The sequence below is a fragment of the Shimazuella sp. NTD247 genome (genome assembly GCF_059510415.1).
Genome location: NZ_JCAJZU010000002.1, coordinates 520,968 through 537,001, shown reverse-complemented (window position 1 = coordinate 537,001; position 16,034 = coordinate 520,968). Strand labels below are relative to the sequence as shown.

At 39.5% G+C, this 16,034-nt stretch carries 15 protein-coding genes; all 15 read left to right on the top strand.

All coding sequences use genetic code 11. From position 1 onward, the window contains the following. Position 1: 1 nt before the first annotated feature. The 15 genes from AC5WOC_RS07295 to mtaB all read left to right on the top strand — a co-directional run bounded on the left by AC5WOC_RS07295 (position 2) and on the right by mtaB (position 15,935). Entirely contained in the window at positions 2-340 is a 339-nt protein-coding gene (locus AC5WOC_RS07295) for a DUF3679 domain-containing protein (RefSeq protein WP_496054736.1), read from the top strand. 176 nt (positions 341-516) lie between these two features. Continuing rightward, positions 517-1,242, top strand: coding sequence for a L,D-transpeptidase family protein (locus AC5WOC_RS07290; protein WP_496054735.1), 726 nt, complete (start codon positions 517-519; stop codon positions 1,240-1,242). A 121-nt stretch (positions 1,243-1,363) separates the two neighbouring features. Beyond that, positions 1,364-1,669 carry a hypothetical protein gene (locus AC5WOC_RS07285; protein ID WP_496054734.1) on the top strand — a complete coding sequence of 102 codons (306 nt, stop codon included), beginning with the start codon at positions 1,364-1,366 and terminating at the stop codon, positions 1,667-1,669. Between the two features lie 227 nt (positions 1,670-1,896). After that, a complete protein-coding gene (locus AC5WOC_RS07280; protein ID WP_496054733.1) occupies positions 1,897-2,199 on the top strand; it encodes a hypothetical protein in 303 nt (100 codons plus the stop codon). A 696-nt stretch (positions 2,200-2,895) separates the two neighbouring features. Next, positions 2,896-3,174, top strand: a complete 279-nt coding sequence (locus AC5WOC_RS07275) for a hypothetical protein (protein WP_496054732.1) — start codon at positions 2,896-2,898, stop codon at positions 3,172-3,174. Between the two features lie 180 nt (positions 3,175-3,354). Further along, the gene (gene lepA, locus AC5WOC_RS07270) at positions 3,355-5,160 is read left to right on the top strand and encodes a translation elongation factor 4 (protein WP_496054731.1); all 1,806 of its coding nucleotides are present in this window, start codon (positions 3,355-3,357) and stop codon (positions 5,158-5,160) included. Continuing rightward, positions 5,161-6,303 (top strand): radical SAM family heme chaperone HemW, encoded by a 1,143-nt coding sequence (gene hemW / locus AC5WOC_RS07265; protein WP_496054730.1) that lies wholly within the window; start codon positions 5,161-5,163, stop codon positions 6,301-6,303. It abuts the gene before it with no gap. 176 nt (positions 6,304-6,479) lie between these two features. Beyond that, positions 6,480-7,490: a heat-inducible transcriptional repressor HrcA gene (gene hrcA / locus AC5WOC_RS07260; RefSeq protein ID WP_496054729.1), complete on the top strand. Its 1,011-nt coding sequence runs from the start codon at positions 6,480-6,482 to the stop codon at positions 7,488-7,490. Between the two features lie 43 nt (positions 7,491-7,533). Beyond that, complete coding sequence (locus tag AC5WOC_RS07255) at positions 7,534-9,069, top strand: TCP-1/cpn60 chaperonin family protein (protein ID WP_496054728.1); 1,536 nt, start codon at positions 7,534-7,536, stop codon at positions 9,067-9,069. Between the two features lie 15 nt (positions 9,070-9,084). Then, positions 9,085-9,648, top strand: coding sequence for a nucleotide exchange factor GrpE (grpE, locus tag AC5WOC_RS07250; RefSeq protein ID WP_496054727.1), 564 nt, complete (start codon positions 9,085-9,087; stop codon positions 9,646-9,648). A gap of 127 nt (positions 9,649-9,775) precedes the next feature. Continuing rightward, a complete protein-coding gene (gene dnaK / locus AC5WOC_RS07245; RefSeq protein WP_496054726.1) occupies positions 9,776-11,602 on the top strand; it encodes a molecular chaperone DnaK in 1,827 nt (608 codons plus the stop codon). Between the two features lie 90 nt (positions 11,603-11,692). Then, positions 11,693-12,808 carry a molecular chaperone DnaJ gene (dnaJ, locus tag AC5WOC_RS07240; protein WP_496054725.1) on the top strand — a complete coding sequence of 372 codons (1,116 nt, stop codon included), beginning with the start codon at positions 11,693-11,695 and terminating at the stop codon, positions 12,806-12,808. Between the two features lie 57 nt (positions 12,809-12,865). Beyond that, on the top strand, positions 12,866-13,798 hold the full coding sequence (prmA, locus tag AC5WOC_RS07235) for a 50S ribosomal protein L11 methyltransferase (RefSeq protein ID WP_496054724.1): 933 nt from the start codon (positions 12,866-12,868) through the stop codon (positions 13,796-13,798). Between the two features lie 60 nt (positions 13,799-13,858). Beyond that, complete coding sequence (locus tag AC5WOC_RS07230; RefSeq protein WP_496054723.1) at positions 13,859-14,590, top strand: RsmE family RNA methyltransferase; 732 nt, start codon at positions 13,859-13,861, stop codon at positions 14,588-14,590. 7 nt (positions 14,591-14,597) lie between these two features. Beyond that, positions 14,598-15,935, top strand: a complete 1,338-nt coding sequence (gene mtaB / locus AC5WOC_RS07225) for a tRNA (N(6)-L-threonylcarbamoyladenosine(37)-C(2))-methylthiotransferase MtaB (protein ID WP_496054722.1) — start codon at positions 14,598-14,600, stop codon at positions 15,933-15,935. The last annotated feature ends 99 nt before the right edge of the window (positions 15,936-16,034 follow it).

Here is a 16,034-nt window from a genome sequence, read left to right as displayed (position 1 = left end):
AATGATGCGTTATTCCTTACAAATACTAACTCTATGCTTTGTTCTATTGATTGGAATCTTTGTAGGAATTGATTCAGCAGAGAAGAACATCCAAAAAATGCAGGGAATAGAAGGTGCTCCTGGAGCAATTGAATTAAAAACCAAAGATAACAAACTAGAATTAAATGTTTTAGGACAAGTAGTAAAATCCAAATCAATGAATACTGCAAAAGTGGAACAAGTTCAAAACACAATTGTGCATAGTGAGAATGTTCTATCTAATATTGGAAATTCCATCGGTTCCAATATGCGCTACTATTCACGAATGATGTTAGGATCTCTGTTTTCATTCGAAAAATAAATAATTAGATGCAACATTTTTAAAAATGTATTGTTTTTCGACCAGCTGACTCTTAAAAAAGTCAGCTTTTTTTTGTTTTTTCACCGTGAAATATCTATACAGACCAAAGTAGATGATTTATGATGAACATAGCGGCACAGCTTTTATTTTTGGATAGAGAGATGGGGGAAAGCAAGATGAGAGCTGCCAAATGGGTTAGCATTCTCACCGCATTGGCTTTGGTCTTTACCTTCCTGGTAGGACTAGGAGGAACAAATACTTCCTATGCAGCTGGTGGGCCTGATGATTACAAAATTGAGGTCAACAAGGCAAACAATACTCTGTATTTGTATAACAAATATGGAAAAGTAATTAAATCATACCGTGTTGCAACAGGGAAAACCAAAGCTTTAACACCTGAAGGAACATTCGAAATTATCATTAAGATTAACCAACCTGGCTGGAAAGGTATTCCTGGAGGAGACCCGAAAAATCCACTAGGACCAAGATGGCTTGGTTTGCAAGTCGGTGGCGATAACGGTCGTACGTACGGAATCCACGGAACCAATAACGAATCTTCTATTGGAACGTATGCTTCCCATGGTTGTGTACGGATGCACAGCAACCAAGTAATTGAATTGTATAATACCGTTGGTACAGGCACACTAGTATGGATTACTTACAATAAACATGATGGAATTTGGCATGGCAGACATCGTACTTCCAAACCAAGTCCAGCTGGTAAATTGACCGTATCCGTAAGTGCTGCAAACATTCGTGCTGCTGCTTCTCTAAAAGCAAAAGTATTGCAAGTAGTACCTCGCGGAACCGTGTTGAACAAAGTTGGTGTAGTTGGCGACTTCTATAAAATCAAGCTAAAAAGCGGTGCTTATGCCTATGTGCATAAATCGGTAGTAAAATAAATATTCAACAAAAAACGTCCGTACATGGGCGTTTTTTGTTTTTACTTATGATTTGATTTGGTATATCATCATGATGAAAGGTACTCATCGGGAGTGCTCTTGATTGAAAATGGAGTGGAAGATGGCTAAACAGCTGTATACTTCTGAGATGAATACAAAGGTTACTGTTGAGAACCTTCCCGAAAATACAGGTTTTAAAGAGATCCATGATTCCTGCCCATATGAGCAGATTGGTCTTTACAGGGGCCGAGTTGGATATAAAAATTCCGATGGTTTCGAAATCTATATTTATAAGGATGGCAGGGTGTTTACCTCCCAGTATTGTTATGGGAAGTCTCGCGTGGAAAAGTGGATCACTCCAGGAGAAACGGTGACTCTTTCTCATAGTGAAGTAGGTATGGGTGTGAAGATCATTTACAAGAAGTAAACCTATCACTCCAGCCGAAGTGGTCAGCGATATTGCTGACCACCTCGGCACCTAATTAAAAAGTTTATTTCACTAAATGAATAATAAATAAAATCCGCAATATGTAATAATTGATTGAAAATATGCAAAAAAAACGCCGTTGTGATGTGGTGTTTTTTCATTATTCGAGGTATGCTTTATGTAAGAGGTACTCATCCGGAGTTCCTAGAGCAAAATTGGAGTGAAAAATGGTTAAGCCGCCATACACCCCCAAGATGAACCCTCAGGTCACCATTGAGAATCTACCTATGAATTGTTATTTTGAAAAAAAGATTGTAACATGCGAGAGGTTTTTTCTTTTCAATACACCTCGTAATCATTTCCAAGGCGGTTTTGAAATTCGAATTTATGACGATGTGGTATTTGTCTACGAATTTCCCAACAAACCTAACAAGAAGCGTGTGATTGAACACAAGATCGTTGCAGGAGATACGGTGACTCTTGGGGATAATGATCTTGGTAAAGATGTAAAAATTATCTACCGAAAGTAAAACCAATCACTTCAGCCGAGGTAGTTAGCGGTTATAGCAAACTGCTTCGGCAAAAATAAATTTTTTAAATATCAATATAATCTTCAAAATGAACATAGAAAACAAACATACAATATACTGGTATACGTTAATATTAGTAAACAAAAACGCTCTCATTTTAATATAGCGTTTTTTTATTATATAAAATTGCGGTTTTTCTCCCTATATGAAAGCCGTTTTGTAGTTTTATAATGAATGTACAGATGCTAAAAGTAGCATCCTAGCACTAGTAGTCACAATGGCAGTGCTGCCTTCTGCTGTAAACAGGAATGTGAAGGCGGAGCTTGTCCCGGATGGCGTTTCTTTTGCTGTTTCTGGCATCTTTCGAGAAGGTGGAAGCACTCGCTGTCAAGGGTGATGAAGTTTTCATCTACGCTGATCGGGTCGAAGTCAGTGTACAGGGCGGTCCAAGGCGTAGGCTGACGCAAGAAGAAAATTATCTCTCGAACAATGGTCTAAAGATCATTATCAGCTAGCCATTGAGATTCTTGTTGGAGCAGTATAATTATGCTGCTCCAACACAGAAAAACAAAGGGACAATAACCTGCTTTTGAAATATATAGAAAAATTCGTCTAATAGCTTGGCATCCTATGCAAATGTGGTTATACTTTTTATAGTACTCAACCGAGAGTACATAGAGAGAAATGGGAGTAAACGTGCCTAAGTATGAGCCTAAGAAGGTAAATCCGAATGTCGAGATTAAAAATCTTCCAAATGGATATGATGTCGTAACTCCAAAGAATGGCCCGTTTGTTGGCAGGCTCGAAACGATTCAGAAGTACGACGCTCGTATGGGAACCGGATTTGAGATTCAGGTTTATCCAGACAAGGTGGTTCTGAAAGCTCATCGCGGCGGTCGTGTAACGTATAACAAGACAATTACTAGTGGGAAGAGTGATACGCTTCCCAACGGTGTGACGGTTCGCTTTAAGTAAGCCTTGTTTCTAACGTTGGAGCAGTTAGTTTGTTAATACTAGCTGCTCCAACTCCGCAAAATAGTTACTTTGATAATAAATTATATTTCCCTAATAGGGATTATTGCTTGCAAACGAAGCAGACTGCTATAATGATACAATGCAGTCTGCTTTTTTGGCTAGCAGGGAGGATTTGAACGGATGAGTAAACAAGAACAAATACGTAATTTTTCAATCATCGCACATATTGACCATGGAAAATCGACATTAGCTGATCGAATCCTTGATTTCACTGGGGCATTATCTGAACGGGAAAAACAAGATCAGTTTTTAGATAAGATGGATTTGGAAAGGGAACGCGGCATTACAATTAAACTGCAATCCGTTCGCTTACCATATATTGCAAAAGACGGCCGGGAATACATACTAAATCTTATTGATACTCCTGGACATGTCGATTTTTCGTATGAGGTATCAAGAAGTTTACAGGCATGTGAGGGAGCATTATTAGTAGTAGATGCAGCTCAAGGGGTAGAGGCCCAGACATTAGCAAATGTTTATTTGGCATTGGAAAACGATCTGGAGATTATCCCAGTTATCAACAAGATTGACCTGCCTAGTGCTGACCCAGAACGAGTAAAAGAAGAAGTCGAAGAAGTAATTGGTTTAGATGCAAGTGAAGCAGTGCTGGCTTCAGCAAAAGCAGGTATTGGTATCGAAGAAATACTGGAACAAATTGTAGAGAAGGTTCCTGCACCAAAGGGTGACCCGAATGCCCCGCTTCAGGCACTCATCTTTGATTCTTTTTATGATGCCTATAAAGGGGTCATTGTCTATATGCGAGTAGTGGAAGGCACGATTCGCAAAGGAATGAAAATCAAGATGATGGCAACCAGTAAGATTTTTGAGGTCTTAGAAGTTGGAGCATATAATCCACATCCTGTATTGATGGATGAATTGTCAGTAGGAGAAGTAGGTTTTGTTGTAGCCAGCATCAAAAATGTGAAAGATACAAGGGTCGGGGATACCATTACCGATGCAAACAATCCGGCATCTGAGCCTTTACCTGGTTATCGAAAAACAAATCCAATGGTATTTTGTGGACTTTATCCGGTTGATTCTTCTCAATATGAAGATCTACGGGAGGCACTTGAGAAGTTAGAATTGAATGATGCTTCTTTGGCTTATGAGCCTGAAACATCCAATGCTCTCGGTTTTGGATTCCGTTGTGGATTTCTTGGGTTATTGCATATGGAGATCATCCAAGAGCGAATCGAACGAGAGTTTCAGATCGCATTGATCACCACGGCACCGAGTGTTGTTTATCAAGTATATTTAACGGATGGTTCGATGATACAGATCGAAAATCCAACTTTAATGCCGCCTGTGCAAAAAATCGACCATGTAGAAGAACCATATGTACGTGCTAGTATTATGGTTCCAAACGATTTTGTCGGAACAGTAATGGAATTATGCCAGTCCAAACGTGGTCAGTATATTGATATGAAGTACTTGGATAGCAATCGAGTGAATTTGCAATATGATCTGCCTTTATCGGAAATCGTTTATGATTTTTTTGATCTCTTAAAATCAAGTACCAAAGGATATGCATCATTTGACTATGAATTAATCGGCAATAAAACATCGGATCTGGTGAAGATGGATGTATTGTTGAATGGGGAAGTCGTTGATGCACTATCTTTTATCGTTCACCGTAACCGAGCACAGCATCGAGGGCGCTTATTAGTAGAAAAATTAAAAAAACTTATTCCAAGACAAATGTTTGAAATTCCAATCCAAGCAGCAATTGGTAATAAAGTCGTCGCAAGGGAAAATATCAGCGCAATCCGCAAAAATGTACTGGCTAAATGCTATGGTGGTGACATCAGCCGTAAACGAAAGTTATTGGAGAAGCAAAAAGAAGGGAAAAAGCGGATGAAAGCAGTCGGCAGCGTGGAAGTACCTCAAGAAGCATTTATGGCGGTTTTAAAAATGGAGGATAAATAAGTGACTGCTCCCAAAGCTGTCTATATCCATATTCCTTTCTGTGCGACGAAATGTTATTACTGTGATTTTACTGCTTATGTTGTGGATGGACAGCCTGTTGATGACTACTTGGATGCTTTAACAAAAGAGATAGAAATGACACTCCAAACTGCTCCCTCAGCAACAGTAGAGAGTATCTTTATCGGTGGCGGTACACCAACCGTTTTAAGACCAAATCAGATGGAAAAGCTTCTAAAAAGATTGCAGCATTACTTTCCTGATCGGTCTCCTGCAATGGAATTTACGGTCGAAGCGAATCCTGGGACTACAACACCTGAGTTATTAGCAGTGATGAAGGCAGGCGGTGTCAATCGTTTGAGTTTTGGAGCACAGACATTTGAGCCTCATCTTTTAAAAGAAATTGGTAGGAGCCATGGTGTTTCAGAGATTTCTACAAGTGTAGAAGAAGCAAGACGAGCTGGAATTACCAATATATCGCTTGACCTAATGTTTGGTTTACCAAATCAATCAGTGAACCAAATGAAAGAAACACTGCATCGTGCTGTGGAGCTTTCACCTGACCATTTTTCCTGTTACAGCCTGAAGGTAGAAGAAGGAACATTGTTTTACCACTTGGAAGAAATAGGACAACTGCCTTTACCAAGTGAAGAAGATGAATTTGCAATGTATCAGTTAATTCGAGATTATTTGCTGAAAAAAGGGTATAAGCAATATGAAGTTAGTAATTTTGCTAAGACCAATAAGGAAAGCAAACACAACTCTACTTATTGGCGTAATGAACCCTACTATGGTTTTGGTGCTGGAGCACATGGGTATGTGCATTTCATTAGACATGCAAATATAAAAGGTATCAAAGATTACATTGCAAAGATAAATCACGGACAACGTCCGATTCTACAACAAGAGAAAATTAGCTTGCAGGAGCAGATGGAAAATTATTTTATTTTAGGATTACGTTTATTAGAAGGAGTTAGTCTTGGTCAATTTCATTCACAGTATGGAGTCTTTGCACACCAAGTTTTTGGCAGCGTTTTGGATGAGTTATTGACCAAAAAATTTCTTACCATAGATGGTGATATTATCCGCCTAACGGAACAGGGATTGCTTTTTGGAAATGATGTTTTTGCTCAATTTCTATATTGATAAGATTGACACAAAACCATACCTTTGATAACTTAAAGATTAGATTTTAGCACTCATGTGTATCGAGTGCTAATAACAAACAACAAAAATTACTGGCGGGTCTTTAGAAGACACGAGCAGTATTTTAGTTGTACTCATGTAGATATTTATGTCTACAAAAGTTAGGGGGGAGGCAGATGTTAACCGAGCGGCAAAAAAAGATTCTCTGGGCAATTGTGGATGAATACATCGTATCAGCTGAACCAGTTGGATCACGTACTGTTTCGAAAAAAGACGGCGTTGGTTTTAGTGCTGCAACAGTACGAAATGAAATGGCTGACTTAGAAGAGATGGGTTTTTTGGAGCAACCGCATACATCTGCCGGACGTATTCCTTCAGAAAAGGGATATCGATTTTACGTGGATCATTTGTTGCATTCGCGATTTCCCGAAGAAGACAAAGATGCTTTTCTACTCGACCAAGTTTTGGAATTAAAACAGGAAATGCAGCAAATTTCGGCTAAGTTGTCTCAATTGACCAATTATATGAGTATGATTGCTAGTCCGAAAATGTTGGAAGGTCATTTAAAGCATCTTTCCATAGTTCCAATTACTGATCAGATCGCTGTTTCTGTTATCGTAAGTGATAAGGGACAAGTAGAGCAGCATCAAATTATTATTCCAGAAAAAATTTCTACAGCCATGATTGAGGAAATTGTGAACTTACTTAACTATCGCGTTATGGGAACTCCGCTATCACAATTGCGGAAACATGCATTTGAGCAGATCCATGAAGATTTACATCACTTGCTGTATCCAAGACAACTTATACCTACTTTGCTGGAACAGTTGTTTGTTTTCGATCAACCAGAGCAACTTTATTTAAGTGGTACAACACGAATATTGGAGCAGCCAGAATTTCGAGATGTTGAAAAGGTTCGCAATCTCTTAGATCTTGTGGAAGCAAACGAACAAGTGCTCCAGTTACTAGAACCAATGGAACCAACGGTATCCGGAGTGCAAGTGCGTATTGGAAGTGAAATAGCTGTTCATGGTGTAGAAGGTTGTAGTGTTATCACTGCATCTTTTGACTTGGAAAATGATCCAGTTGGTACTATTGGTGTACTAGGTCCAACAAGAATGGATTATGGAAAAGTTATTTCCTTGATTGAAATCTTTACGAAATCTTTATCCAACCGAAAACAATAAGGAACTGTCCTCGGTCCCCATAAGAAAGGAAGATAAGTAACAGATGGCAGAAAGTGAACATTTTGATGCAGAAAGAGTAGATCCCCGCTTTTCCGCATTGCAATCGAATGTAAATGCAGTGAAAGCGGTGGCTTCTGCAGTGGAAACGACTTTGGGACCAAAGGGATTAGACACGATGCTTGTTGGGGAACGAGGAGAAGTAATTGTAACCAATGATGGAGTAACAATCTTAGATAAAATGCAAGTAGATCATCCAGCTGCCCATATGATAGTAAACGTAGCTCGTGCGCAACAAGATGAAATGGGAGATGGTACAACAACAGCCACTCTGCTTGCTGCTGCTCTGGTGAGCGAAGGAGTAAAGCAAGTTGCTCTCGGAGTACCCGTAGTAAAAGTAATTGCAGGAATAAATCGAGGAGTTCGTTTTGCCCTGAAAAAAATGAAAGATCGTTCCAGACAAATTCAGCATCTTGATGATGAATGGCTGCAACGAATTGCATTTACAGCTAGTCGAGAAAATGAAGATATAACCGTTTCGGTTATCGAAGCAGCACACTTAATTGGACATGAAAAGTTATTGGATAAAAGTTTCCGTTTATCTAGTTCAGTTGTTGCTCATCCTAGAGCAGAAAGTGCTGTATTTACAGGTGTATTTTTAAATCGATCTCGACTAAATCCACAAATGCCTAGAGCAAAAGTGGATGGTAGAATTTTGTTGTTAGCGGACTCCTTAATAGCAGAATCAGTTGATGAGGAAGCGCTGCGTACAGAAGCTGGTTTTAAAAAACATGAACGTTTTCGTGAACAATTTTTAAAAGCGCTTGAAAACATGGTTCAATTGAATGTTGGGATTGTTTTAACGACAGGAAACATTGACCCATTAGCAGAAGATATACTTACGGATTCTGGGATAATGGTAGTAGCTGGACTTACCCAACCAGAAGTAAGTCGTGTTGCTGAGCATACACTTGCGAAACCAATTAAGCGAACAAGTTTGTTCAAACCCATAGAGGAATTGGAATCTGTACTTGGTTATGCTTCCATAATCGAAGACGACGGAATATTGGAGAGAGTGTTAATCAGCGGCGGCAGAGGAAAACCCTATGCAACTATTTTAGTGAGTGCATCTACTGATGAAGTAGTGGAAGAGAGGGAACGAATCTGCAAAGACGCCGCGTCAGCCGTTCAAGCTGCTATCAAAGGAGGATTTGTCCCTGGTGGCGGGGCACTTGAGCTGTCCATCGCTCGTGATGTAGAACGATTTCGTGACAGCATTCAAGGAATGGAGCGCTTTGGTGTATCAGTAGTGGCGACAGCTTTAGAACGACCGATGACTCAGGTAGTAGCAAATGCTGGTTTTAATCCTCTCGAAAAAATAGAGATGGTGAAAGCTTATCAAGTAAAACGAGATTCTGATTCATTGGGGATTGACTGTGATCGCGGTACAATTTCTGATATGATCGAAATGGGTGTAGTGGATCCCTTGCTAGTAAAATATCATGCACTAAAAGCCGCGGGAGAAGTTGCTACTGCTGTACTGCGGATACATACTGTAGTGAAGATGAGAAACATGCTGTAAAAGGAGGGGAAACTTGTGGAAAACAATCAAAAAGTGGACGATATCGATCAAAATGAAACGATATCTTCTGATTCCATGGAGGATACATCGATCGACATAGAAGCTTTGCAAGCAGAACTAGCTCAAATGAAGGAAAAGAATGTACAGCTGGAAAATGATTTGGCGGAAACGAAAAATCATCTTGCTCGATCTGTTGCAGATTTAGAAAATGTAAGGCGACGTTCTCGCAAAGAGAAAGAAGATGCGGTAAAATATGCATCAGTACCCCTTGTTGAATCTTTATTACCTGTATTAGATAATTTTGAAAGGGCACTTGATGCACTTGATAATAAAGAGGAAGCTAGAGAGTTGTTAGATGGAGTAGAGATGGTATATCGTCAATTGTTACAGGCTCTTTCAGATGCTGGACTCAGTATGGTGGAAGCAGTTGGCATGCCTTTTGATCCACATGTACATAATGCAGTATTACAAATTGATTCAGCAGAACATGAATCAGGAATAGTGGTAGAGGAATTACAGTCCGGCTATCGTTTCCGTGACCGAGTTATTCGTCCTACAATGGTGAAAGTTAGTACGTAAAGGTGAATTCATCTACTAATACTAACGAGTTTTTTATAATAGACAAATTATTTCTCTAATTGCAAGGTAAACTATTCTGTTATCTGAGCTATTATATACATAGCAATAATTTAGGAGGGTGTATGCAGTGGGTAAGATTATTGGGATTGATCTAGGAACAACAAACTCTTGTGTAGCTTTTATGGAAGGTTCGGAGGCAGTTGTCATTCCAAATGCAGAAGGAGGACGTACAACTCCATCGATTGTTGGATTTTCTAAGCAGAATGAAAGATTGGTAGGAGAAGCAGCAAAACGTCAAGCAATTACCAATCCGGAAAATACAGTTATGTCTATCAAAAGACACATTGGTACAGATTACAAAGTAACGATTGAAGGGAAAGACTACTCTCCACAAGAAATTTCTGCAATGATTTTGCAGCGTTTGAAACAAGATGCTGAGAGTTATTTGGGAGAGCCAGTAACACAAGCAGTTATTACTGTTCCGGCATATTTTAACGATAGTCAACGTCAAGCAACAAAAGATGCAGGGAAAATTGCTGGTTTGGAAGTTGCTCGTATTATTAACGAGCCAACTGCAGCAGCCCTTGCATATGGTTTGGAAAAAACAGGTGAAGAGAAAATTTTAGTATTTGACCTTGGTGGTGGAACATTCGACGTTTCCATCCTAGAACTAGAAGATAATTTCTTCCAAGTTATTTCTACTAGTGGGGATAACCACCTCGGTGGAGACGATTTTGACCAAGTGATTATTGATTATCTCGTACAAGAATTCCGTCGAGAAAACGGTATTGATCTCTCCAATGATAAAATGGCATTGCAACGTTTGAAAGACGCAGCAGAAAAAGCGAAAAAAGATTTGTCTGGTGTATTGAATACAACTATCTCTCTTCCATTTTTAACAATGGATCAATTTGGTCCTAAACACTTGGAAGTTACTCTAACTCGTGCTAAATTTGAAGAATTAAGTGCCGATTTGATTGAACGTACGATGATACCTACTCGTCAAGCACTTAGTGATGCAGGATTGACTGCAAATGAAATCAGCAAAGTTGTATTGGTTGGTGGATCTACTCGTATCCCAGCTGTCCAAGAAGCTATTAAACGTTTGACTGGCAAAGAACCAACAAAAGGTGTAAATCCTGATGAAGTAGTTGCTATGGGTGCTGCAATCCAAGGTGGAGTTATTACAGGTGATGTAAAAGACGTTGTATTGGTTGACGTAACACCACTTTCACTTGGCATTGAGACGATGGGTGGAGTTTTTACAAAAATTATTGATCGAAATACTGCTATCCCTACTGATGGTACACAAGTATTCTCCACTGCAGCAGATAACCAAACTGCAGTAGATATTCATGTTCTACAGGGAGAACGGCCAATGGCTAATGACAACAAAACATTAGGTCGTTTCCAATTGCATGATATCCCACCTGCACCACGTGGTATTCCACAAATTGAAGTAACATTCAATATCGATGTTAACGGTATTGTAAATGTCACAGCAAAAGACAAAGCAACTGGTAAGAGTCAAGCGATCACCATCCAATCTTCCAGTGGCTTGAGCGAGACTGACATTGAAAAAATGATTCGCGAAGCAGAGGAAAATGCAGAGTCAGATAAGCAAAAAAAGGAAACAGTAGAACTTCGAAACAAAGCAGAACAACTTGTGTTTACAACTGAAAAAACAGTGAGTGAGTTAGCAGACAAAGTAGATGCTAGCGAAATTGATGCTGCAAATGCAGCAAAAGAAGAAGTGAAAAAAGCTTTAGAAGGAACTGATAATGAAGTTTTGAAAAAAGCGACAGAAGATCTGGAGCAAAAAGTACAACAACTTTCTGTTAAATTGTATGAAAAAATGCAACAAGAAGCTGCAACCGAAGGCGCGAATAAAGACGGAAAAGCAAATGACAATGTTGTAGATGCAGAATTTGAAGATGTAAAAGACGAAAATTAATGCACACAGTCCTCATGGCCACAGCCCAAGATTCATCGGCTTTGGCCTCCTCCGTTTGTTTTTTATTTTTAGGGAGAAGGAGGTGATCTTGTGAGCAAACGTGATTACTACGAAGTTTTGGATGTTTCTCGGACATCTACTGAAGAAGAAATCCGCAAAGCTTATCGAAGGCTTGCTCGCAAATATCATCCTGACGTAAACAAAGAAGCAGATGCCGAAGCCAAATTTAAAGAAGTAAAAGAAGCTTATGAGGTATTAGGCGACCCTCAAAAGAAAGCTCATTATGACCAATATGGGCATGCAGACCCCTCAGGAGGTATGGGTGGGGGTGCTGGATTTAATGGTCAAGATTTTGGTTTTGGAGATATATTTGATATGTTTTTCGGCGGTGGTCGGCGAGCAAACCCGAACGCACCACGACAGGGAACCGATTTAGAAGCGCGAATGCATATTGAATTTAAAGATGCAATCTTTGGTTCACAAAAAGATATTATCATGGTAAAAGCTGCTGATTGTGATAGTTGCCATGGAACAGGAGCAAATCCTGGAAGTAAACCAGAAGTTTGTGCTACTTGTCAAGGAAAAGGACATGTAGAATCCATTCAAAACACTCCTTTTGGTCGTATCGTGAATCGGCACGATTGTCAACAATGCCGAGGAAAAGGAAAAATTATTCGTGACAAGTGTGCTACTTGTGCAGGAACAGGACAAACGAAGAAAAAGTTTAAGATTCCTGTGACAATTCCAGCTGGTATTTATGATGGAGAACAAATTCGCATTCAGGGCGAAGGAAATCCTGGTGTGAATGGTGGTCCTCCTGGGGACTTATACGTTACTATTTTTGTTCGAAAACATGACTTCTTCTCTCGTGAGGGCTACGATTTAACTTGTCAGATACCTCTGACTTTTGTGCAAGCTGCTCTTGGAGATGAGATTGTTGTACCTACATTAGATGGGAGAGCCAAACTCAAAATACCAGCAGGAACACAAACTGGAACGGAATTCCGTCTTCGTGGTAAGGGAGTACCACGTGCTCGTGGATATGAGGGAGATCTTCGTGTTCAAGTGAAAATTGTAACCCCAGTGAAATTAACAGAAGAGCAAAAGCAGTTGCTCCGTGATTTTAATCGCCTTTCTGGGGAATATATTCATGAACAAAATGATAGTTTCTTTACCAAAATGAAAAAAGCATTCAAAGGAGAGTAACGGGCGATCTTTGCCCGTTTTCTTTTTTCATGAAATGAAAGTAAAGGATGAAACAAAATGAAATGGTTGGAGTTAACAATTCATACCCATCATGAGTCCGTAGAGGCAGTTACCGAGCGATTACAACTATTAGGATCAAAAGGGGTAACCATCGAAGATTCTGCAACTATGGACCAAACAACTCCTGGAGATTTTGGAGAAATCATCTCGCTTAATCCATCCGATTATCCAGCTGATGGAGTTTTCGTAAAGGCTTACTTTTCAGAAGAAAACAAAGCAGAAAAACTAGTACAATCTATCCAAGCATTCTTTACAGAACTAGAAAGTTATGGATTACAGATAGGTGCCAGCAATATAAAGACAAAATGGGTGGATGATGAAGATTGGGCAAATGCTTGGAAAACATATTATAAACCAACACATGTTTCTGATCGATTGGTAATTGTGCCAGTTTGGGAAAAATATGAAGTAAGAGATAAGGAAATACCGATCTATTTAGATCCTGGTATGGCATTTGGCACCGGTACCCATGCCACTACAAGGTTGACATTGCAAATGATGGAGAAATACCTTCTGTCTGATCAAAAAGTGATTGATGTCGGTTGTGGGAGTGGAATATTAAGTATTGCTGCAGAAAAACTCGGTGCAAACGAAGTGCTTGCCCTTGATTTGGATCCAGTGGCCGTAAAAAATGCCCGAGAAAATTGTGAGCAAAATCATACGGAAAAAGTTATTGTGAAACAAGGAAACTTGCTGCAAGGAATTGGTACAACTTCACAAGTAATCGTTGCAAATATTCTAGCTGAAATATTGGAGAAAATGATGTATGATCTACCAAGAGTGTTAGAACCAAGTGGAATTTTTATCGGTTCAGGCATCATTACAAAGAAACAAGAAAGCATTGTCAATCAATTGCATTTGGTTGGTTTATCTGTAATCGATATCGTTACTGAAGAAGATTGGGTAGCAGTAGTGGCGCAAAAGAATTAGTTAAATGATTAATATACTTTCATCTTTATAAAAGTAGTGGTAAAATAGTGAGGGTTTTTTATGCAAAGATACTTTATCACTTCCGAACAAGTGATTGGAGATACAATTCATATTACAGGTGATGATGTACATCATATACGAACAGTAATGCGCAGTAAACAAGGAGATAAATTTATTTGTTGTTTGCAAGGTATGGATTACTTAGTAGAAGTGGAGAGTATAACATCAACTGTAATTTGTCATATTATAGACCGATTTGCCTCTTTAGGGGAACCAAATATCCAAGTGACATTGGCCCAAGGTTTACCAAAAGGGGAGAAACTTGAGTGGGTATTACAGAAGGGAACAGAATTAGGAGCTGCTTCATTTCTTCCGTTTTCATGTGCGCGAACAGTTGTAAAAATTGATTCCTCCAAAGCTGGCAAAAAACGTGATCGCTGGACAAAAATCGTAAAAGAAGCTGCAGAACAGTCGCATCGAGGAGCTATGCCTTCTGTTGCGCTGCCTGTATCGTGGAAGAAGCTGTTAACAGCGATTCCCAAATACGATCTAGCACTAATTGCATATGAAAAAAAGGGTAAGTTTTTGTCCGAAATATCTGAGCTGTACAAAGCAAATTCAATTTTAATGATTATTGGTCCCGAAGGCGGATTTACCGAGCACGAGGTACAAGAAGCAATTGCTCAAGGTGCACATCCCATTACATTAGGGAATCGCATTTTGCGTACGGAGACGGCGGCAATAAGTCTTTTAAGTTGTATTATGTTTGCACATCAAGAATTAGGGGGGTGACCTGAAAATGAGTAAAATAGCATTTCACACGCTTGGATGCAAAGTAAATGCTTACGAAACAGAAACTATGTGGCAATTGTTTCAACATGCTGGTTATGAGAGAGTAGAGTTTGATCATAAGGCTGATGTGTATTTAATCAATACATGTACTGTTACGAATACAGGTGACAAAAAAAGCCGGCAAGTTATTCGCAGGGCAATTCGCAAAAATCCGGATGCTGTCATTGCTGTCACTGGATGTTATGCCCAAACATCCCCAAGTGAAGTAGCTGCAATTCCTGGTGTAGATATTGTCGTGGGAACACAAGGAAGAGACAAGCTTATTGATTATGTAGAACAGTTCCGTAAAGAACGCCAGCCGATCAATGCTGTGGGTAATATTATGAAACAACGGGAATACGAAGAGTTGGATGTACCTGCCTTTGCAGATCGGACACGGGCATCTTTGAAAATTCAAGAAGGCTGCAATAACTTCTGTACTTTCTGTATTATTCCTTGGGCAAAAGGATTGTCTCGCAGCCGTAAACCAGAAAATGTGCTGACACAAGCAAGACAACTGGTTGATGCTGGTTATAAAGAAATCGTACTTACAGGAATTCATACTGGTGGATATGGTGATGATCTCGAAAATTATCAGTTGGCCGATTTGCTTATCGATTTGGATAAAATTCCAGATTTACATCGTATCCGTATTAGTTCGATTGAAGCAAGCCAAGTAGATAATCGGTTGATCGATGTGCTCAATTCATCGGATAAAATGTGCCGGCACCTTCATATTCCACTGCAAGCAGGAGATAATGAAGTTCTTAAAAGAATGCGTCGAAAATATACAGTAGAAGAGTATCGCGAAACAATTTTAAAACTGCACGATGCACTTCCAGGTGTAGCAATTACAACGGATATGATTGTCGGATTTCCTGGCGAAACCGAAGAACAGTTTTGGGGTGGATACCAATTTGTTGAAGAATTAGGCATGTATCAAATGCATGTTTTTCCTTATTCCAAACGCACAGGTACTCCAGCAGCAAGAATGACCGATCAAGTAGCCGATGAGATTAAAAATGACCGTGTTAGTAAATTGATAGCTCTTTCCAATCGTTTGACTACCACCTATGCTCAAAAATATGTTGGCGAAGTATTAGAAGTTATCCCTGAACGAGTGTACAAAGAAGCACCAAAAAGTGGCTTGTATACAGGTTATACGGATAACTACCTGCCTGTGGCTTTTCCTGCGAACGAAGATATGATTGGCAAAGTTTGTCGCGTGAAAATCGAAGAGGCTGGACCAGAAATGAATATAGGTTCTTTTGTCCGTGTGTTGGATGATAAACAATTATGCTCCTAGCAGTAGGGGCTTTTTTATTTGAAAGTGAGCGAAAACAGTCAGTGAAAGGCATGGTGTGTTATACTAAAATCGTTAGAAGCAATTTTCTGCCAACTGGAC

Excerpts from the sequence above, each read along its gene's own strand:
- AC5WOC_RS07295 (WP_496054736.1), top strand. The coding sequence starts at position 2 with ATGATGCGTTATTCCTTACAAATACTAACTCTATGCTTTGTTCTATTG.
- AC5WOC_RS07290 (WP_496054735.1), top strand. The coding sequence starts at position 517 with ATGAGAGCTGCCAAATGGGTTAGCATTCTCACCGCATTGGCTTTGGTC.
- AC5WOC_RS07285 (WP_496054734.1), top strand. The coding sequence starts at position 1,364 with ATGGCTAAACAGCTGTATACTTCTGAGATGAATACAAAGGTTACTGTT.
- AC5WOC_RS07280 (WP_496054733.1), top strand. The coding sequence starts at position 1,897 with ATGGTTAAGCCGCCATACACCCCCAAGATGAACCCTCAGGTCACCATT.
- lepA (WP_496054731.1), top strand. The coding sequence starts at position 3,355 with ATGAGTAAACAAGAACAAATACGTAATTTTTCAATCATCGCACATATT.
- hrcA (WP_496054729.1), top strand. The coding sequence starts at position 6,480 with ATGTTAACCGAGCGGCAAAAAAAGATTCTCTGGGCAATTGTGGATGAA.
- AC5WOC_RS07255 (WP_496054728.1), top strand. The coding sequence starts at position 7,534 with ATGGCAGAAAGTGAACATTTTGATGCAGAAAGAGTAGATCCCCGCTTT.
- prmA (WP_496054724.1), top strand. The coding sequence starts at position 12,866 with ATGAAATGGTTGGAGTTAACAATTCATACCCATCATGAGTCCGTAGAG.
- AC5WOC_RS07230 (WP_496054723.1), top strand. The coding sequence starts at position 13,859 with ATGCAAAGATACTTTATCACTTCCGAACAAGTGATTGGAGATACAATT.
- mtaB (WP_496054722.1), top strand. The coding sequence starts at position 14,598 with ATGAGTAAAATAGCATTTCACACGCTTGGATGCAAAGTAAATGCTTAC.